The sequence below is a fragment of the Geomobilimonas luticola genome (assembly GCF_018476905.1).
In the GTDB taxonomy this organism is placed as follows: domain Bacteria; phylum Desulfobacterota; class Desulfuromonadia; order Geobacterales; family Geobacteraceae; genus Geomobilimonas; species Geomobilimonas luticola.
Genome location: NZ_JAHCVK010000002.1, coordinates 1 through 19,675 on the forward strand (window position 1 = coordinate 1; position 19,675 = coordinate 19,675).

Sequence of the window (19,675 nt, forward strand, 5' to 3'; positions counted from 1 at the left end):
CAACATGTTTAAATAATTAATTAAATTAACAGCTTACTGAATCTGCTAGAGGCCTTCGAATCCCGTTTCCCGCTCCATTAAAAACAAGGACTTAGTCGATTACGGCTAGGTCTTTTTTATTTTGTTGTAGCAATATTGTAGCATTTGGTTGGAAATATACTCCATGAATTGTCATATAGATCAGTATGGATCTGTGCAACAATCCAAGTGATTTTTTATGGCTCGGATCTCTCGAACGTACTGGGCAACAACACTAAGAATTACTCGCTTCGGCCCCGCATTTGTCTCACTTGTTTCCTTTGTATCCGTTTTTGTATCCGTTTCAAGTAAAAAGCAGATAAAAACAGCTAGATAGATGTCGGTTGTTTTTGTCACTTGCGTGCGGAATGAAAAGTTACACCTTAAAAACAGTATTATATGCAATACATTTTATTATTGATTGAGTTAATTGTATCGTATATAATGCATTCATGCTTTTCGATATAGGTGAAGAAATACGCAACGAGCGCAAGCGCCGGAAGATATCCCAGGAAAAGATGGCGAAGGACCTGGAGATGAGCCGCGCCACGATCAGCCAGATCGAATCGGGAACCGTTCAGGAAATTGGTGTCCGCAAGCTGATCAGGATACTGGAATATCTCGATCTGGAACTCCGGGTGCGACCTGCGGGGGCACCGCCGACGCTGGATGAGCTGAGGGACGAGAAATGAGTGCGAATACCTTGGCCGTATGGTCTGGAGACTACCGGGCCGGTCTTCTGGACCGGACTCTGGATCAGCGCCAGTATGTCTTTGCCTACGATCAGGCCGCAGAGTCACCCGATGCCCAGGTATCGCTCACCATGCCGGTACGCCTGGAAAGCTGGCTGAGCCGGGATCTCCACCCGGTTTTCCAGATGAACCTGCCGGAAGGGGCGCTGCTTGAGGCTGTCCGGCGCGCCATTGCCAAGCTCGCCGGTGAAGACGATTTGACCATTCTTCGCGTCATCGGCGGCAATCAGATCGGCCGGAACCGCTTTTCCCTGCCGGAAGATACGTCTGCCGGTATTGTTGAATCTGCCGAATCGCTGGATGAGCTGTTGTCCTACCCGGACACCGAGGAGTTGTTTCACGACCTGATAGCGAAATATGCCCTCCGGTCCGGAGTTTCCGGTGTACAGCCGAAGGTCATGCTGGACGCTACCGAACGTGGAACTGCTGCCGTTGGCGGTTACATCGTGAAATCCTGGGGAGCCGACTATCCGCAACTGGGGGCGAATGAATTCTTCTCCATGACCGCAGCCAAGCGGGCCGGTTTGCCGGGGCCGGAATTCCATCTCTCGGAAAATGGCGGACTGTTCGTGATGAAGCGGTTTGATCTTACCGTATCGGGCGGAAATTCCCTTGGCTTCGAGGACATGTGTTCCCTGCAGGCATTGGGTACCGTCCAGAAGTACGGCAGTACCTACGAACGGGTAGCGCGGTCGATCAAGGATTTCGTGTCGGGAGAATTCCTGCAGGCGGCCCGGGAGCAGTTTTTCGCTTCACTCGTACTTTCCTGCATGATCAGGAATGGCGATGCCCATCTGAAGAATTTCGGGGTGCTGTACGAGCGGCCCGGGCAACCGGTCCGGCTGGCGCCGGTGTATGATATGGTGACAACCGTAGCCTACATTCCCCGGGATGTCCCAGCGCTCTCCCTGGCAGGCACCAAGAAGTGGTGGTCCAGGAAGATCCTGGAGAAGTTTGCCTTGGCCCACCTGGCTTTGCCGGTGGGGAAAGTCGGGCAGATCTTCGAAGAGGTTGCCGAGGGCGTGACCGATACTCGCGGGATGTTGTCTCCGTATATGGAGGAGCACCCGGAGTTCCGGGACGTGGGCAGCCGTATGCTCGCAGCCTGGGATGAGGGAGTTACGGATACCTTGTCACCATGAAGTGAAACGACTTTCCTTTAGGCATCAATCTCAATCTTTAGTCCCCTTCTGCGCGGTGCCCTTTTCAACTAAAATCTGTTTTACTACATAGTATGTCTAATAAACATGGTCATACTGTGTTGAAATGCATTATATTGCCATCAGTGAGGAGATGGTGCTCATGACGAATGCCCAGTTGCTCAATAGCATTCCCTATGAAGAGTTTGATTGTCAGACTCTGCTTGATGCTGTTCACGAGTATGCCCGGCCACGGATGAAGATTTCCGCCATGCTGGGCAGCCGGTGGGACGTTTTCCTATCGCATGATTTCGCTGGAAAGCATTCCGTACCGGCATGGACCGGGTAGAGCTTTGGTCAAGGCCTTGCGGGAGATCATCCAGGAAGTGGCGTTGCTCGGACTCTGGCGCGCCAAGTTCTTCGAGCACGCCGCCTTTTACGGTGGGACAGCCCTGCGTATCCTGTACGGACTCGACCGATTCTCCGAGAGTTTGGATTTTTCGCTGCTGGAGCCGTCAGACGATTTCAATCTGGCGCGGTTCACGGCATCGCTTGAAGATGTATCAGAAATTTGGGAGAAAATGTTCAGTCATGGCACTACCATCCACAGTCTACAAGGCATCTGTCCAGCTCTCCGACGTTGACCGCGGCGTTTATGAATCGCTACAGGCGACGGTCGCCCAGCATCCGTCGGAAACGGCGGAGCGGCTGGTCGCCCGGGTGCTGGCCTACGCCCTCTTCAGTGAACCGGAACTGGCCTTCACCAAGGGGCTCAGCGCCACCGACGAACCGGACCTGTGGGTAATCGGTCCCGACGGGCGGACCCGGTTATGGGTCGAGGTCGGCCTGCCCGACCCGGAGCGGATCGTCAAGGCGGGCCGCCATGCTGAGCGGGTTGCCCTGCTCCCCTGCGGCAAGGGGCTTGCCGTATGGGAGCAGCAGCACCTGTCCAGGCTGGCAAGGGTGGCCAATCTCACCGTCGTCAGCATCGACCAGGCGTTCATCAACGTTCTGGCAGCACAGCTGGAACGCTCCATCGTCTGGGGGGTCACCATTACGGAAGGCATTCTCTACCTGACCATCGGCGGAGAGACCCGGGAAACTGCCATTCAGGTAAAGATGGGGAGCCGGTGAACAGATAGGGGATATACATGGCAGACGTGCACAGCATTGCCGCTGGTACTTAATCTTTCGGCGGCGTCCGGCATCCGTTGCGAACGGGAGATCTCGATGCCATGCACGAACTTCTCAAGGGAACCAGCTCCGGCGGGGTTTGGGTGGCTAGGGGGGAGAAGCGAGTATCCCCCGGGTGAATATGTCAACGTACTGCCGTATCAGTTCCTCGTCCTTTTCGGTGGAATGGCTGATCAGTTCCTCCGTGGCGAGGGTGCTGAGGAAGAAGTAGTTGACCATGCCGGCAAGAGCGAGGACGGCGTTGGCGGCATGGAGTTCCTGCCGGAACTGCCGGCGGTTGATTCCGTCCTCCACGACCTCGATCAGGATCCGGATGACCTTGGCGATGGAGGGGCGGACGATGGTGGCGAACCAGGGGGTGGGGTTGGTGAGTTCGCTCGTGTAGAATCGAAGGAGGTACGGGTTGTCGCGATGGCGCCGGATGGTCCAGCGAACATATCCCTCGATCACCTCCAGCGGCTCGGCCCCCTGTTTCCTGATTTCCTCGATCTGGTCGAAGCAGGCGAACTGTTCCTGCAGCACGGCGGAGTAAAGTCCTTCCTTACCCCCGAAATAGTAGGAGATCATGGATATGTTCGCCTCCGCTGCCTGGGAGAGCTCACGGACGCTGACGCCGTAGAGCCCCCGCGCGGCAAACAGCCGTATTCCAACCTCCATCAACCTGCTCCGGCAGTCCCCTTTGGTCATTCCCTTTCCCCTCCCTGAAGGTAGCTGCAAACCTACCCAATGTTGTTTCCCAAATCAAGTTTTTTGAACCTTCACCGATAGAACCTCCATCCACGTGCCCCTTTTGAGCCGCCAACACTGGAATGCACCAATTTTACAGGGAAATGGTATTGCAAACTCCGGAACGTGGTGTTAGTATACACCTCGTTCAAACGTTTGTTTGAAAAAAATCGCTATACCGAAGGAGGATCGGGGCAGATGTCGGAATTGCACAAAAGAATCAGAAGAAAGAGCCTGCACGACAAAATCAGACCGGTGGAGGATGTGATCCCGTTATTCAAGCATGGGATGAGTCTCGGCTGGTCCGGATTCACCCCCGCCGGGTACCCCAAGGCGGTCCCCATTGCCCTTGCCGACCATGTGGAGAAGAACGGCCTCCAGGGGAAACTGAAGTTCAATCTTTTCATCGGCGCATCCGTTGGCGTCGAGACCGAAGACCGCTGGGCGTCGCTGGACATGATCGATCGTCGCTGGCCCTACCAGACCGGCAAGAATATCCAGGCGGGGATCAACGAGGGGCGCATCCGGATGGGGGACCGGCATCTTTCCATGTTCGCCCAGGACCTGGGGTACGGCTTTTACACCAAGGACAACGGCGGACGGCTGGACATCGCGATCATCGAATGCTCGGCCGTCACCGAGGAGGGTGGGCTGGTACTGACCGCGTCCTGCGGGGCGGTGCCGGAAATCGTCCAGATTGCCGACAAGATCATCATCGAGCTTAATACGTCCATCCCGAGCTACGAGGGGCTCCACGACATCATCGAACCGGTCAGCCCTCCCAACCGGCTCCCCTATCTCATCAGCCGCGTCGACGACCGGGCCGGCTCCCCCTACGTGCGTATCGACACGGACAAGGTCGTTGCCATCGTCGAATCGAAGCTGCCGGACAACGGCCGCTCCTTCAGCGAGCAGGACGATACCTCGGAAGCCATCGCCAGCAACATCGTCGATTTCTTCAAGTTCGAAGTGGACAACGGCCGCCTGCCGAAGAGCCTGCTGCCGCTCCAGTCGGGTGTGGGGTCGATCGCCAATGCGGTCATCGGCGGCCTGGCAAAGGGACCGTTCAGCGGATTGAATGTCTGGACCGAGGTGCTTCAGGACACGATGCTCGATTTCTTCGATTCGGGGAAACTCGATTTTGCCTCCACGGTTTCGCTCTCCTTTTCCGTGGAAGGGTTCAAGCGCTTTTACGGAAACTGGGAAAAGTACAGCGGCAAGGTGCTCATGCGCCCCCTCTCCATCGCCAACCATCCGGAGCCGATCCGCCGTCTCGGCTGCATCGCCATGAACACCCCGGTGGAGTTCGATATCTACGCCCATGCCAACTCGACACTGGTCGGCGGCACCCGGATGATCAACGGCATCGGGGGGTCGGGCGACTTCCTGCGCAACGCCTACCTCTCCATCATGCACACCCCGTCCGCCCGCCCGACCAAGACCGACCCGACCGGGATTACCTGCGTGGTGCCCCATGTGCCCCACGTGGATCACACGGAACACGACCTGGATGTCCTCGTGACAGAGCAGGGGCTTGCCGACCTGCGCGGCCTTGCACCACGGGACCGGGCACAGCTGATTATCGACAAGTGCGCCCACCCCGATTACAAGCCGCTCCTCCAGGAGTACTTCGATATGGCCAAGAAGGATTGTCTTGCCAGGAAGGCGGGACATGAGCCCCAGTTGCTCGACCGGGTGTTCAAGATGCAGGTGAACCTGGCAAAGAACGGCACGATGAAGATCGACAACTGGGATATCTGATCCCGGCCCGTCATTCCGCAGGAAGCCGGAAGGGTGCGTTCCATCCAGAAAGGTATTGATTTACACCCGTGATGGATGGTAAAGTTTCGGTCGCTTCCGGCTCTTTCCCTTTCTTTCATCCCCGTACAACGAACCCCCCGGACGCTGCGGCGCCCGGGGGGTTTTCTTTGAGGTGCCGCACATGGTAATGCCCAAAATGGTGAAATGCCCCCACTGCGGGAGGGATGGGGAGTGGACGGACAACCCGTTCCGCCCGTTCTGCTCCGAGAGGTGCAGGATGACCGACCTAGGGGGATGGCTTTCCGAAGAGTATCGCATCGCGGGGGATGAGCGCCCATCTGGAGAAGATCAGGAAGAGGAATGACTTGATTCCGTGTAATCCGTGGACAGCACTGTCCATGAAGGAGTATCAAATGTCCGACGTACGACTCCGTTTTGCCCCCAGCCCCACCGGCTACCTCCATGTGGGGGGTGCCCGCACCGCACTGTTCAATTGGCTTCTCGCCCGGAAGGAGGGGGGGAAGTTCATTCTCCGCATCGAGGATACGGACGTTGCCCGTTCGACCCAGGAGTCGGTGGACGCCATCCTTGACGGGATGCGCTGGCTCGGACTCGACTGGGACGAGGGACCATTCTACCAGTCGGACAATTTTCCGCTCTACAAGGAGTTCGTCGAGAAGTTGCTTGCGGCGGGCAAGGCCTACAAGTGCTACTGCACCGCGGAAGAGCTCGAGGCGAAGCGTGAGCGGGCGCTCCAGGAGGGGCGAAAGCCGAAGTACGACGGTACCTGTCGGGAACTGGCCGGCGAACAGCCTGACAAGCCGTACGTGGTCCGTTTCCGGGCACCCCAGGAAGGGGTGACCGCCTTCGACGACCTGATCAAGGGACGGATATCCTTCAACAACGAAGAGCTTGACGACCTGATCATCCAGCGGAGCGACGGCACCCCAACCTACAACTTCGTCGTGGTGGTCGACGATGCCAGCATGGGTATCACCACCGTCATCCGGGGGGACGACCATGTGAACAATACCCCCCGCCAGATACTCCTCTACGAGGCTCTCGGCTGTCCGGTCCCCCGCTTCGCCCATGTTCCCATGATCCTGGGGGCCGACAAGACGCGCCTTTCCAAGCGCCACGGGGCAACGAGCGTCATGGCCTACCGTGACATGGGATTCCTCCCCGAGGCGATGGTCAACTACCTGGTGCGGCTCGGGTGGAGCTACGGTGACGAGGAGATCTTCAGCCGAGATGAGCTGGTTGAGAAGTTTTCCATCGAAAATGTTGGCCGTTCTGCGGGGGTGTTCAATCCGGACAAGCTCCTCTGGCTCAATGCCCACTACATTAAAACCGGCGACCCCATACGGTTGGCGGGGCTGCTTCTTCCCTTCCTCGCGGAGCGGGGAGTGGACCCGACTGCCGGCCCCGATCTGGCGGCGGTGGTGAAGACCCTCCAGGAGCGGGCCAGGACCATGCTGGAGTTGGCGGATGGAGCGGTTTTCTACTACCGGCAGGAGTTCGACTACGACGAGCAGGCGGCGGCCAAGTTCCTGAAGCCTGAGGTGGCGACTCTCTACGAGGCGCTTCTGGCGAAACTGGCGGCCCTTCCCCACTTTTCCCACGACGGAATCGAGGTCGCCTTCAAGGAGTTCTGTGAAGAACAGGGGATCAAGATGGGGCAGATCGGTCCGCCGGTGCGGATAGCCCTCTGCGGCGGTACGACGTCACCGAGTATCTATGAGGTGATGGAGGTGCTGGGGGAGGCGGAAACGAGGCGGCGTCTGGAACGGGCCCTGGCAAAACTTCGCGGGTAAGTTGGCAGGAGTGGATGGTCGGATCGAGAAGGGCCGCTGGATATACCCAGCGGCCCTTTTTTGTCATTTGAACTTTTTCAGGAGATCCAGCGCCCGCTTTACCCGGGACACGACCCGGATCGGCTGGACCGGCTTCGGGATGAAGTCGATGAAGCCGGTTTCCAGGGCCTTCTGTTCGTCCTCGCCGGAAGCCTTGGAGGTGAGGAGGATCATGGGGATGTCTTCCACGGCGGGATTTCCCTTGATGGCCCGCATGAGGCCATAACCATCCATGCGCGGCATGACCGAATCGCAGATTATCAGGTCCGGCCTGTTGGTCAGGGCCATTTTCAGTCCGTCCAGGCCGTCGTGGGCGACCTCTACCTCGTACCCTTCTTTCTGCAGCGCTACCTGGATGATGGTGGCGATGGGCTGGGAGTCGTCGATAACGAGAATCCTGGTCTTGCTCTCGCCGGTTTCTTTACCCCGCAGATAGTGCTTCTTGAGGGCCTCTCCCACTTCCTGGCGGGTTGCCAGGACCGGAAAGATCTTTTTTCCCGATTTTTTGGCGAGGAAGTCGAAGGTATCGTTGTCGAAGGGGTCCGTGACTGCGATGGCCAGCATGCCGTCCTTTTCCTTGATGGGGAAGAGTTGCTTCTGCACGGCCAGGTCCTCCGGCACCAGGTCGAGCAGGTCCTGGGAGAAGGAGGCGCCGCTGAACCCCTTGACGGTCTTGAAGCCGAACTGCTGGGCAAGGGCATCCACCAGTTCCTCGTCGGTGATGACCCCCATCTCCTCTAGCACGAGGCCGAGGCGCTTGCCGCTCCCCTTCTGTCGGTCCAGGGCACGCTCCAGGGTTTTGACGGTGATGATCCCCGCCTCCACCAGCAGGTCTCCAAGCTGTTTCTTTACAGTCATAAGAAACCCCTAATTTAATTAAGCAATTTTACTGTCAGTGGTCACAATATAAGATAATTCAGCGCATTTGTTAAGGAGAAAATGCAAAAAGGCCCCGCAGGACCTTTTTGCTGTAAGTCGGCCATCAGTCGAGACTAACGGACGTGCTCTTCCGGATAGGCCCCAATGCTGTGAATCGACAGGTCCGCGCCGGCAAATTCCTCGTCTTCGTTCAGGCGGATACCGACGGTCTTGGAGAGAACGCCGTAAACGATGAAGCTGCTTGCCAGGGCAAAGATGATGGCGGCCAGACTCCCCAGAAGCTGGGAGACGAAGGATACGCCACCCATCCCTCCCAGTCCCTTGAGGCCGAAAATCCCCGCCGCGATCCCGCCCCAGGAACCGATGATGCCGTGGAGCGGCCAGACACCGAGTACGTCGTCGATGCGCAGTTTCTCCTGCTCGATATGGAAACCGTACACGAAGATCACCGCCGCGATGCAGCCGGTGGCAAATGCTCCAAGGGGATGCATGATGTCGCTCCCGGCGCAGACAGCGATGAGTCCGGCCAGGGCACCGTTGTGGACGAAGCCGGGATCGTTCTTCCCCGCCACGAGGGCGGCCAGCACGCCGCCGATCATGGCCATGAGCGAGTTGACTGCCACCAGCCCCGATATCTTGTCCAGGTGGCCGGCACTCATGACGTTGAAGCCGAACCACCCCACCGCCAGAATCCAGGAGCCGAGAGCGAGGAAGGGGATGTTGCTGACCGGGATGGGGTGGGATTTGGTCCGCACATAGCGTCCCATGCGCGGGCCAAGGATCAGCACCGCCGGCAGGGCGAGCCAGCCGCCGATGGAGTGTACCACCACCGAACCGGCATAGTCGTGGAATTCGGCGCCACCCACCGACTTGAAGAAATCCTGGAGGAGGGAGGCGTTCTTACCCCAGATGAGGGATTCGAAGAGCGGGTAGGTGATGGCGGCAAAGATGGCGCCCGCCGCCACCTGTGGCCAGAACTTGGCCCGTTCGGCAATGCCGCCGGAGATGATGGCGGGGATACAGGCGGCGAAGCAGAGGAGGAAGAAGTAGTGGACCAGGTCGTACCCCTGGTTGGCCATGATGTCGCCGGCCGGTTTGAGGAACGAGATGCCGTAGGCGAGGGGGAATCCGATGAGGAAATAGAGGATGGTGGAAACCGACCAGTCGGTGATGATTTTGACAAAGGCGTTGACCTGGTTCTTTTTGCGGACCGTCCCCACCTCGAGGAAAGCGAAGCCTGCGTGCATGGCGAACACCATGACCGCACCCAGCATGAGAAACAGCACGTCGGTGCTGCTTTGCAGCGTTGTCACCGTTGACATTGCATCCATTGACATACCTCCCTGGTATAAGAGCGCGCACCCGCCGTTGGGTGATCTCGTGCAGAACATAGCAACCTTTTTGCCAACAGTATAACCTGCTGAAATGCTGTGGGAAAAATTGCGGATGGCATGATTGCATGGGCATAATTGCCCGTTTATTCGGCATGTCTGCCACATTATGAAGCTGTACGATGCGGAATTAGGTGTTGACGGTAATCGGGTAACGATGTAAATTCACTGATATTAAGGGTTTTCAACCTGTTCATGGGCTTTCGCGATGAAAACCGCTCTCATATATTCCAAAGATTTCAGCACGTATTGCTTCGGTGTGGACCACCCGTTCAAACTCCAGCGGTACCGGCTCGCTTTCGAACTCATGCGGGCCTACGGGCTGACAGACGGTGCAGGGAAGGTGGTGGGCGAGTATCCGGTCGTTGGCGACGAGGACCTCCTCTCCTTCCACGCTCCCGATTACCTGGCGCGGCTCAAGGAATTCAATGCGGCCAGCGAGCCCCGGGCGGATTTCCTGTATGGCCTGGGGGATGTGGAAAACCCCGTTTTCCCCGGTTTTTTCGATTGGGCATGCCTGGGAACGGCGGGAACGGTCGAGGCCGTACGACTGGTCACGGAGGAGGGGTTCGACTGCGCGTTCAATCTGGCGGGGGGGTGGCACCATGCCCACCGGAGCAGGGCGTCCGGCTTTTCTTACGTGAATGATGCGGTGGTGGCCATCAACAGGCTTGTGGCCAAGGGAAAGCGGGTTGCCTACCTGGATATCGACGCTCACCACGGGGACGGTGTGCAGGAGGCATTTTACGATACCGACCGGGTCCTCACCATTTCGCTCCATGAGAGCGGCATCTATTTCTTCCCGGGAACCGGTTTTGAAAACGAGACGGGGACCGGGAGGGGTAAGGGGTATGCGGTCAATGTTCCGTTACTCGGGCATACCGACGACGCCCTTTTCATGAAAGCGTTCGATGAAGTGGCCTTTCCCCTCATTGCCGCCTACGACCCGGATGTGCTCGTCACCCAGATCGGCGCCGACACGTTCCGTACCGATCCCCTGACGCGTCTGGAAATCACAACCCACAGCTATTCCTACATCATGCGGAAGCTCAAGGCGCTGCGAATCCCCTGGGCGGCCGTGGGGGGCGGGGGGTACGACATGATCAACGTGGCACGGGCCTGGACCATCGCTTGGGCGTGCATGAACGGTGTCGAACTGTCGCCGCGACTGCCGGCCTCCTTCGTAGAGCTCATTGCCCCCCTGGGTTATGGGAACCGGATGCTCCTCGACGCCATGCACTGGTCGCCGGAGGACGACCGTAACCGGGCCCTCGATGCGGTGGAAAAGAGCATTGCCGCCATCCGCGCGACGGTTTTCCCCGTCATCATCGGCTGTCATGGCTAGGCTCCCCGGCAATTCGCCGTTGACCAGCGCCGACGGGGTCCCCCTGTTCCGCCTGGCCGATATCAACGCCCTGCCGGCAGCGGAAAAGGATCGCATTTACGGCGGGCTCATCCCCTCCCGTTTGTTCGAACTGTTTTCTATCTCCCCCCGTACGCTCTGCGGCCCCGACGGAGAGAGAAAGGTCACGGTGATCGCCCCGACGGGGTTCTCGTTCATGCGCATGGAGGTGCGACTCCACCCCGATGATCGGGACACGGTGTTTTTTCTCGACATTGCCGAAACACATTACCGGCAGATGGATCTGGCGTTCTGCATCATCAGCGATCCCCGTGCCCCCCGATTCGACGTGGATGTGGACAGCGCCGGGCGGAACAATTATTTTGCCACCCACGGCCGAAATCTTGCCGAGGAAGAGCAGGCCATGGCAGCCGGGCTCTTTCCCAACCAGACCCGCCGGGGATTGCGGATGTTCGGGGAATTCTTCACCCTGTTCGAACGGTTCGTGGACTCCCTCGGGATGGAAATGATCGTGGCGGAGCCCCTGACCTACGACAACGCCGTTCGCTACGAGAAGTACGGGTTCGACTACCTGACGGGGCGGCGCCTCATGGAGGCGATCGACAGGTCGTTTCAGCCGGGAGGTGAACTTACCCGTCGCCTCGACGGGTCCACGCCGTTTCGCCAGCCAGGGCAGGAAAAGACCGTTCGCGGCCGGAGCTGGGCCATACACGACGGCATCATGGACGAGCCCTGGGATGATGTCCGCATCTATAAAATGGTCGGCGAGTGTGCCGGCATTGACACCTTTCCCGGAAGGGAGAACGAGAAGGAGATGTTGTGAAATGAACAGTTCGAAACCTGCACCCGTCAAGGGGATTACGTTTTTTACGCCGCCACCCGGAACAGTGGTCAGCGGTCTGGACGGAAACGTGCGGATAACCTGCGGCGAGTTTCCCCTGCCGCTCCTCGATGAGGATTTTGCCTCGATGGACGGTGAGGGACCGACTTACGACATGGTGGGACGGGGAGTCTACCACGTCCTGCGGGCTGACCCCGACTGTCTCCATGGAGCCCGTTATGCCGAAATGCTCCGGGATGCCTATCCCCATTACCTGGCCGAGCTTGCCACCCATATCGTCATGCTCGACAAGAAGGACGTGGAGATATCCTATCTCGACCGCAAGATCAACTACCTGAAGATATTCGCGCTGCTGGAACCGGACAATGGGCAGTTGCAGTATTCCATCGGAACGACCTACATGGAGAAGGGGCTGCGGCTGTCCGCCCTCCATCTGGCCACGGTGACGATCTACCGGGCGGAGCGGTTCCTGAAACGGGCACTCGAACTGGCGCCGACGGATGTCAATGTCCTGCACAAGCTGGGGGAGTTCTCGTACCTTGTCGGTCGCTACGACGATGCCGTCCGTATCTGGTCCGATGTCCTCGGGCGACTGGATGATCCTTCCGCAAAGCTGTCCAGAAGCCGTCTGGAGCGTGTGACGGCTGGCGTTACGCCACGGATTCCCGTGGTCGATTATCTGGAGGCGGTACGGGTGGCACTGGAATGCCTGGAGCGTCAGGAGGCCCAGGAAGCCGCCGCGATCCTCCTGGATGTGCTGGATGATGCGGTCTTTTGCCAGGAATTTCCCCTGGCTGAAATCCCCTATTTTCTCGGACTCTGTTACCGGGAGATGTCCATGCCGGCGTATGCCGAGGAGTACCTGCAGGAAGCGCTCAAGCTCGATCCGGAGCATGCCGACGCCCGCCGTGTTCTGGAAGAAATCGGGCAGCACTCCTGAGTACGAGGCGGCATGTGCGGACATTCTTTGTGTGAGGAGCGGTCATGTTCGGTTTCAGTGTCGCGGACTGGATTTTTATCGGCGGAGTGCTGGTGGTGATAGGTGTCTGTGTGGCCATCAGCGACATGCGGAAAAAGAAGCCATGAAGGGCAGGTTTGCACGGCGTTGCTGATGGAGAGGGATACCAGGCGGGGCAGGGGATGTTACTGCGCTGTAAATCTTCCCTTGTGTCGCCGTCTGTCTGCTGATAGACTGTTCATGATTCTTATGTAATAAGCCAGGGGCAGGGAATGATCACTGTGGATGAACACGACGACGAGGTGCGCCGGCCCCTGGGAATCACCCTCCTGGCCGGCCTCTACCTGTTCTTTTTCATCCTTTCCGCCTCCACGTTCGGGCACCCGTTCCCTTTTTTCGGCCACATTCATACCGGTTTTGCTGCCAAAGCCCTCGTGCTGGCGGACAGCCTCGTCTGTCTCTACCTTTTCCTGGGGGTTTACAAGCGTCAACTGCTCACCTGGTATTTTCTCATAGCCTACAATCTCTTCGAGATAGCCAACACGATCTTCAACCTGTCGTTCATCTCGACCGCCGAACTGGAACAGCTGGTGGGAGAAAGGGTGGACCAGGAGGCACTGGTCATCAATAACGTTGCCGCTGCCTTGGCCATTCTGCTTCTTACCCAGTACATATACCGGCACAGAAGTCTCTTCACGAACCGGCAGAAATATCTCTTCTGAGATCTGTGGCAGTCAGGCTGTTGCCCTTTGGGTGAAGTTTCTGCTATACTATCCGCCCCCGGGTAAAAAAATAAGGATTACGGCATGTTTCCGAAGATGTTGAAAGACGACAATCTGCTCGATGGCGGGATTTTCCACAAGCTGATGCATGGCCTTACCGGCTCGATTTTTCAGGATGACGGCTGCGAGTGCAGGGTGAACCTGAATGATACCCGTGGCGTAAGCATCAGAATAGAACATCTGAACAAGTACTACGGGAACAACCATGTCCTCAAGGATGTGGACCTGGAAATATTTGCCGGCGAGACGTTTTCCATCATTGGTCCGTCCGGCACCGGCAAAAGCGTTCTGCTGAAGCATGTCGTCAAGCTGGAAACTCCCGACAGCGGCGAGATATACATAGACGACGTGGCGGTATTCTCCAGTTCGAAAGAGTCGGAGCGGGATTATCGCTACAGCATGGTTTTTCAGTCGTCGGCCCTTTTCAACTCGCTGACGGTGGGGGAGAACGTCGGCCTCTGGCTCAGGGAAAAGCGGGTCTGCAAGGAGGCCAGGATCAGGGAGATAATCAGGGAAAAACTTGCCAAAGTCGGACTGGAGGGGACGGAGCAGTTGCGTACCTCGGAGTTGTCCGGCGGCATGAAAAAACGGGTGGCCATTGCCCGTTCCCTGGCGATGAATCCGGACCTGATCCTCTACGACGAACCGACGGCGGAACTCGACCCGGTGACCACCGATGAACTGGCCAATACGATTCTCAAGTTGAAAGAGACAACGAAGAACACGACGGTCATTGTCACCCATGACCTGAACTTTGCACTCTACATATCGGACCGGATCGGCATGATGCATGACGGTCGCGTCATCGAGGTCGGCACCCCGTCCGAGATCAAGGCGAGCCAGAATCCCATCGTCAAAAGCTTTATCTTCACCACCACCAAGGGGATCAAGGGTGACTGACCCGAAGGCTTTTCGTGGCCCCCCCGAGCTGCCGTCTGCCAATAAGGGGCTGACAAGCTCTGCCCCCGAGGAGAGGAGGATCCGAACGTGCGCCGCTATCTCCCCCGCATGATACTGCTCTGCACACTGTCCCTGCTTGTTGTCGCCTGTGCCGCAATAAAGGACAGCAAACCGATCATGCCCATCCGTCAGTACGAAATGATGCTTGTCGGTCGCATGGACGCGGAGTATGTCGGTACCGACAACTGTGTGGCAAAATGCCATCGTCATGACAAGATCACCGACGATTTCAAGCACAGCGTCCATGGCGAACAAATCAAGCCGGAAACCGGCCTGCCGCTGGTCAACTGCGAGTCGTGCCACGGCGCCGGCAGCCTTGCCATCGCCAACCTGGAGGACGATCCTGAACTCAATGATGCCCAGAAAAAGAAGTGCGATACGACCACGTTTCTCGACATCATGAACCTTCCCCCCCAGGCCCAGTCCCTCATCTGCCTCAAATGCCACTCAGCCGCATCGACGCCGAGCCTCACCCACTGGAACGCAAGTGCCCATGCCATGAATGACGTCGGATGCTTCGATTGTCACAAACTCCACAAGGGACCCCAGCAGAAGGTGAACCGGGACGAGATGTCCGCGCTTTGCTACGGATGCCATCCTGAAGTGAAAGCGGAAAACCAGCTCTTTTCCCATCATCCGTTGCGGGAGAAAAAAATGGCCTGCGTGGACTGCCATGAGCCACACGGCTCCGTGCAGGGCAACCTCCTGAAGGGGATGACCACCAAGGAGACCTGCACCCGGTGCCACATGGAAAAGCAGGGCCCCTTCGTCTACGAGCATGGCGATGTGATGGAAGATTGCGCCAACTGCCACACTCCCCACGGTTCGGTCGTCAACAATCTCCTGAATGCTGCCATGCCGTTTCTCTGTTATCAGTGCCATGGCGGACACACCCTGGCGGACACCAATGATCTTCAGGTTCCCACGCCCGGCGTCAAGCAGTTGTTTGCCAATCGTTGCACCGATTGCCATTCGCAGGTTCACGGAACGGACACCCCCTTTCCCGCCGGCGCGGGTAACGGGACCTTGCGGCAGTGAAGGCGTTGTCGAATTTTTCGCAAAGGAGCTCACTCGTGATCGCCCCTATACGATTCGTCCAGATGCTTTTGTTGGCGGCACTCCTGGTGATGGTGACAGCGCTCCCTCTCCGTGCGGAGAATGCAACGGACGCAGAGCGGGAAGCCGTTACCGAGAATGTGCTCTTGCCGGAAGATGACGGTGAGGAGATCGAACCGGTATCACCGGAAACGTCGCTCCCGGAGAGAAGCAAGGTGGAAACCCATACCATCGTGGGTGCCGCTGCAGGTTACCGTTTTTTCAGCATCGACGAAGACGGAGGTCGGGCGGCCCAGTATGAGTACCTCCATTCCAGTCCCCTGTTCAATGCTGGCATAAATTCCCTGGGGATGGACCACAAGTTTGTCCTGGAGGGGATGTACCTGAATGAGAACGATTATCACGGCGATCTCTATTATGATTACAAAGGTGCTTACCGGTTGCATCTGCGTACCGAATCGCTCTTTCACAACCTGATTGCGGAGCGGTTCTTTGCCCCCGATATCCCCAATCTTTTCGGTGCGGACTACGTTGCACGGGATCTGGCCTCTGACGCCCGTTACGGGCTCAGTGCCGAACAGAACCTGGCGGAGTTCCGGTACAAGCTGAACGATTACCCGGTGCACCTGAATCTCGATTACTGGCGTCTCGTCAAGAGCGGAAGTTCCCAGCTCATTTTTGCCGACCATGCATTCGAGCCGCTGGGGGTCGTCAACACCGTCACAGCAACATCACGGGCGGTCGAACGGGTGACCCACGAAGGGAACCTTGGGGTGGACGCTCACCTGGGACCGGTGGACATCATTTACGGATTCAAGATACGGCAATTCGGCAACCGGTCCGAAACCCCCCGGGATTTCTATATAGCGCGGCCGGTGTCCGACAACGAGTTCATTCCCCGCCTCGGCGGTTACCAGCAGCACAACGACGAGCCGGATAGCCGCTACTATGCCCATACCGTCAAACTCCACACCTCACTGACCGGGGGGATCGTCGGCGCGGCTTCCTACACCTTCGGCAAGCGCGAAAACCGTTCCTCCCTCACCGACATCGGGGGGGCGAACCAGGCGAACGACACCCTGCAGAACGTGGCCGGCGATTTCGTCTACACCCCCTGCATGTGGTTCTCGGCAGCCCTGAAATACCGGCACCAGGAAGTCGACCGAAGCAGTCCGTCAGCCATAACCAGCCTTTTTGCCGATACGCCCGGTCATGTTCTGTCCGTCAGGCCTGCCATAGACATGAATCGGGATGTGGTCACGGCTACGTTCTCGGTGAGGCCAAACGCCCTGGTAACCTTCAAGGGCGAGTACAAGGGGGAGTTCACCCAGCGTGAAAACCTTGAACCCTGGGTTCGACCGGGGATTGCGTCGTCTCTGGGGCTGCCGGAAAACACGGCGATCAACAGGGGGACGTTCACCGTGCTCGGTCGTCCCATCAAGGGGTTGCGGCTCAAGGCCCTCTACGGCTACACTTCGGTCAGCCATCCTGCCTATGGCCGCTCATTCGAGGAGAAGCATGAAGGTCAGCTGCTTGCCACTTACACGTACCTGGCCAGGGTGGGTGCGACTGCCTTCTACCGCATCGCGAAGGAAAACAACGAACAGGCAGCGATGACAACCCTTTCCCTGTTCGCCCCCTCGGTCACGTACGAACTGCCGCGCCACAAGCGGACGAACAATGCCACGGTCAGCGTGTGGGTTTCCCCGTTCGACCAACTCACGTTGTCGGCGAGCTACAGCCTGCTGCGGTGGAAAGCCGACCAGTCGGTGCTTTTCTCTGCGACGCAGCCGGGGAGTAATGGTGCGACTGCGTATACAAACCAGTCCCAGGTGTTCTCCCTCAATTCGGTCTATCGTTACAACGACAGGCTGGATCTTTCCCTGGCACTGCAACAGGTCCATTCCCGAGCGGATTTCGACCCGCTCTTTCTGGCGCTCAGCCCGACGGAGACCACCCTGGGCTTGCAGGACGGCAGCAAGGTCAAAACCACGGAAAGCTCGGTGTCCGCACGGGCGGACTACCATCTCAGCAAGAACCTAACCTGTTCCGTCGACTATTCCTACCGTGATTACGACAACAGGTATGCATCCCTGTACGATGGTACGGTGCAGATCGTGACGGCCCAGGTGAGTGCAACATGGTGAGTAACGTTTTACACATGTCAGGGAAACTGGTGCGTATAGTGCTTGTCGCCGTGGTTCTGTGCATGGTGACGCTGCCTGCCCATGCCGCAGGCAAACTGGTGGCGGCGGTTCTGACCAGTGACCTTCCCCGCTACCGGGAAGCCCATCGTGCCTTCATCAAGGCCCTTGCCCTGAAAGGGTATGACCAGAGCAACGTTGACATCATCCTGCAGAGTCCCAACCCCGATCCCATCTCGTGGTCGAACACGATCAGGAAATTCAACGCCATCGGTGCCGACCTCATTGTCACCTATGGAGCTCCGGCCACCCAGACCGCCATGCGGGAGGTGGAAGAGGCGCCGGTTCTCTTCGTGGACGTCTATGGGCCGATTGAGACCGGTGTTACCCGAAGCCTGACTACCACCGGCCGGAACATGACCGGTGTGAGCTCAAAGGTCCCGATGGTAACGCTCGTCAAAGCCGTCATGGATATCAAGCCGGTCAAGACCATGGGTGTGCTCTACAATTCACGGGAAGCCGGGTCAGTCGTGCAGCTGAAGGAGATCAAGCGGGTGGCTTCACAGCAGGGTTTTGCCGTTGTGGAAGCCAATGTCTCTTCCCATGCCGGGCTCGATGCGGCCCTGAATTCTTTCCTTTCCAAAGTTGACTGCATATACGTGGCCGAGAGTTCCCTCGCCTGCCGCAGCTTCGAGAAGATTGTCCATCGTGCGAACGAGTATAAGATCCCGGTTATCTCCCAGATGCCCGAGGCTTCCGACAAGGGGGCACTGGTGGCACTGGAGGTGAATCCCGCGGAACAGGGACAGATTGCCGGCGACTATGCGGCAAAAATCCTCGGTGGCAGGAAGGCGTCCCAGTTGCCAGTTCTTACGCCCAAAAAGGTCGATCTTGTCATCAATCTGCGGGCGGCCAGGGCGCTTGACCTTCACGTCCATTTCCAGGTTTTGAGCCTGGCGACCAAGATTCTGAAATAATAGCTGCCCGCCGGGGGGGGCGACCTGCCCGGGAAGCCGGCAAAGAAGTGCGACGAGGAGTGGATGGGGAAGATCCTGATAATTGACGATGATGAACTTTTCACCAAAGTACTGAGCGGTTATATTCATCAATACTATCCGCTTTTGCAGGTTGAAACCTGTACCAATCCGCTTCTTGCCTTGCCGGCCATGAAGAGGGGGGATCTGGCACTGTTGCTGGTGGATCTTGAGATGCCCTACCTGGACGGCAACAAGATTTTCAGGTTTGCAACCGAGGCGGGGATCGACAAAAACCGGATTGTCATCCTTTCCGGACGGGATGCGGAGTATCTCCATGAGCACTTCCCCATGGGGACCTGTCTCGCCGTGCTCAACAAGTATGAGGCCAAGCAGAAGGCTGTACTCGACATGATTTTCAATTCCTTGCAGCGCAAGGCGGTAAGCTGAGGCAGAACGATAGAGAGCGCGTCGGAACGAGGGTGAATAATGGCAGCGAAGAAGATGGTGGTGACGTTTTATCGGCAGAATCATATTCGGCCGGATTGGCGGGTAGATTTTTCAGGTCATGGGTTTGACCTGTATTTCGTGGAACTGGCGGATGACCTGGCGCGGTTCGGCATCGAACTCTCCGTAGTCCACAACCACGACATAACGATCGACATCAACAGCTATGCCGACCTGTTGAACGCGGTGCGCATCTCCTCTCCCGCCGACGGGTTTGCCAGTATCTGCGTGGGGCATGTCATCGGCAAGAGTCCGAACCTGGATATTTACGAAGACATCAAGCGGGCGATCAACCGTCTCGCCTTTGCGCCCGAAACCATCGCGCCGGATGAGGAACATCGCCGGGTGTGCCACAACTGCGGGTGCGGCTGCTGAAC

At 57.8% G+C, this 19,675-nt stretch carries 20 protein-coding genes; 17 read left to right on the forward strand and 3 right to left on the reverse strand.

Annotated elements, in window-relative coordinates; translation table 11 throughout:
- Positions 1–470 precede the first annotated feature (470 nt).
- From KI810_RS06700 to KI810_RS06715, 4 genes are all read left to right on the forward strand, one after another.
- Complete coding sequence (locus KI810_RS06700; protein ID WP_214174749.1) at positions 471–710, forward strand: helix-turn-helix domain-containing protein; 240 nt, start codon at positions 471–473, stop codon at positions 708–710.
- Positions 707–1,912 carry a type II toxin-antitoxin system HipA family toxin gene (locus KI810_RS06705; RefSeq protein ID WP_214174750.1) on the forward strand — a complete coding sequence of 402 codons (1,206 nt, stop codon included), beginning with the start codon at positions 707–709 and terminating at the stop codon, positions 1,910–1,912. The genes KI810_RS06700 and KI810_RS06705 overlap by 4 nt, the downstream gene beginning before the upstream one ends.
- Positions 1,913–2,214: 302 nt before the next feature.
- Positions 2,215–2,553, forward strand: a complete 339-nt coding sequence (locus tag KI810_RS06710; protein WP_246525349.1) for a nucleotidyl transferase AbiEii/AbiGii toxin family protein — start codon at positions 2,215–2,217, stop codon at positions 2,551–2,553.
- Positions 2,501–3,043 (forward strand): YaeQ family protein, encoded by a 543-nt coding sequence (locus KI810_RS06715; protein WP_214174751.1) that lies wholly within the window; start codon positions 2,501–2,503, stop codon positions 3,041–3,043. The genes KI810_RS06710 and KI810_RS06715 overlap by 53 nt, the downstream gene beginning before the upstream one ends.
- 147 nt (positions 3,044–3,190) lie before the next feature.
- On the opposite strand, the gene KI810_RS06720 is transcribed toward KI810_RS06715, so the two are convergent.
- Positions 3,191–3,790 carry a TetR/AcrR family transcriptional regulator gene (locus tag KI810_RS06720; RefSeq protein WP_214174752.1) on the reverse strand — a complete coding sequence of 200 codons (600 nt, stop codon included), beginning with the start codon at positions 3,788–3,790 and terminating at the stop codon, positions 3,191–3,193.
- 237 nt (positions 3,791–4,027) lie between these two features.
- Here KI810_RS06720 and scpC point away from each other — a divergent pair, with 237 nt between their 5' ends.
- The 3 genes from scpC to gltX all read left to right on the forward strand — a co-directional run bounded on the left by scpC (position 4,028) and on the right by gltX (position 7,404).
- The gene (gene scpC / locus KI810_RS06725) at positions 4,028–5,590 is read left to right on the forward strand and encodes a succinyl-CoA:acetate CoA-transferase ScpC (RefSeq protein ID WP_214174753.1); all 1,563 of its coding nucleotides are present in this window, start codon (positions 4,028–4,030) and stop codon (positions 5,588–5,590) included.
- 196 nt (positions 5,591–5,786) lie between these two features.
- Positions 5,787–5,954: a DNA gyrase inhibitor YacG gene (locus KI810_RS06730; protein ID WP_425513895.1), complete on the forward strand. Its 168-nt coding sequence runs from the start codon at positions 5,787–5,789 to the stop codon at positions 5,952–5,954.
- Between the two features lie 49 nt (positions 5,955–6,003).
- On the forward strand, positions 6,004–7,404 hold the full coding sequence (gene gltX, locus KI810_RS06735; protein ID WP_214174754.1) for a glutamate--tRNA ligase: 1,401 nt from the start codon (positions 6,004–6,006) through the stop codon (positions 7,402–7,404).
- Between the two features lie 63 nt (positions 7,405–7,467).
- Here gltX and KI810_RS06740 read toward each other — a convergent pair whose 3' ends face one another.
- Together KI810_RS06740 and KI810_RS06745 are read right to left on the reverse strand one after the other, a co-directional pair.
- Positions 7,468–8,301, reverse strand: a complete 834-nt coding sequence (locus tag KI810_RS06740) for a response regulator (protein ID WP_214174755.1) — start codon at positions 8,299–8,301, stop codon at positions 7,468–7,470.
- 134 nt (positions 8,302–8,435) lie between these two features.
- Positions 8,436–9,653: an ammonium transporter gene (locus KI810_RS06745; RefSeq protein WP_214174756.1), complete on the reverse strand. Its 1,218-nt coding sequence runs from the start codon at positions 9,651–9,653 to the stop codon at positions 8,436–8,438.
- 268 nt (positions 9,654–9,921) lie between these two features.
- On the opposite strand from KI810_RS06745, the gene KI810_RS06750 reads away from it, so the two are divergent.
- The 10 genes from KI810_RS06750 to KI810_RS06795 all read left to right on the forward strand — a co-directional run bounded on the left by KI810_RS06750 (position 9,922) and on the right by KI810_RS06795 (position 19,673).
- Positions 9,922–11,058: an acetoin utilization protein AcuC gene (locus KI810_RS06750; protein ID WP_214174757.1), complete on the forward strand. Its 1,137-nt coding sequence runs from the start codon at positions 9,922–9,924 to the stop codon at positions 11,056–11,058.
- Positions 11,051–11,899, forward strand: coding sequence for a hypothetical protein (locus tag KI810_RS06755; RefSeq protein WP_214174758.1), 849 nt, complete (start codon positions 11,051–11,053; stop codon positions 11,897–11,899). The genes KI810_RS06750 and KI810_RS06755 overlap by 8 nt, the downstream gene beginning before the upstream one ends.
- A 1-nt stretch (position 11,900) precedes the next feature.
- The gene (locus KI810_RS06760) at positions 11,901–12,857 is read left to right on the forward strand and encodes a tetratricopeptide repeat protein (protein WP_214174759.1); all 957 of its coding nucleotides are present in this window, start codon (positions 11,901–11,903) and stop codon (positions 12,855–12,857) included.
- 290 nt (positions 12,858–13,147) lie between these two features.
- The gene (locus tag KI810_RS06765) at positions 13,148–13,597 is read left to right on the forward strand and encodes a hypothetical protein (RefSeq protein WP_214174760.1); all 450 of its coding nucleotides are present in this window, start codon (positions 13,148–13,150) and stop codon (positions 13,595–13,597) included.
- 84 nt (positions 13,598–13,681) lie between these two features.
- Complete coding sequence (locus tag KI810_RS06770) at positions 13,682–14,557, forward strand: ABC transporter ATP-binding protein (RefSeq protein WP_246525351.1); 876 nt, start codon at positions 13,682–13,684, stop codon at positions 14,555–14,557.
- A gap of 108 nt (positions 14,558–14,665) precedes the next feature.
- On the forward strand, positions 14,666–15,655 hold the full coding sequence (locus KI810_RS06775) for a DmsE family decaheme c-type cytochrome (RefSeq protein ID WP_214175171.1): 990 nt from the start codon (positions 14,666–14,668) through the stop codon (positions 15,653–15,655).
- A gap of 35 nt (positions 15,656–15,690) precedes the next feature.
- Positions 15,691–17,820 carry a hypothetical protein gene (locus tag KI810_RS06780; protein ID WP_343213476.1) on the forward strand — a complete coding sequence of 710 codons (2,130 nt, stop codon included), beginning with the start codon at positions 15,691–15,693 and terminating at the stop codon, positions 17,818–17,820.
- 29 nt (positions 17,821–17,849) lie between these two features.
- Positions 17,850–18,794 carry an ABC transporter substrate-binding protein gene (locus tag KI810_RS06785; RefSeq protein ID WP_343213477.1) on the forward strand — a complete coding sequence of 315 codons (945 nt, stop codon included), beginning with the start codon at positions 17,850–17,852 and terminating at the stop codon, positions 18,792–18,794.
- A gap of 63 nt (positions 18,795–18,857) precedes the next feature.
- Positions 18,858–19,241 carry a response regulator gene (locus KI810_RS06790; protein ID WP_214174761.1) on the forward strand — a complete coding sequence of 128 codons (384 nt, stop codon included), beginning with the start codon at positions 18,858–18,860 and terminating at the stop codon, positions 19,239–19,241.
- A 39-nt stretch (positions 19,242–19,280) separates the two neighbouring features.
- Positions 19,281–19,673, forward strand: coding sequence for a hypothetical protein (locus tag KI810_RS06795; RefSeq protein ID WP_214174762.1), 393 nt, complete (start codon positions 19,281–19,283; stop codon positions 19,671–19,673).
- Positions 19,674–19,675: the final 2 nt, after the last annotated feature.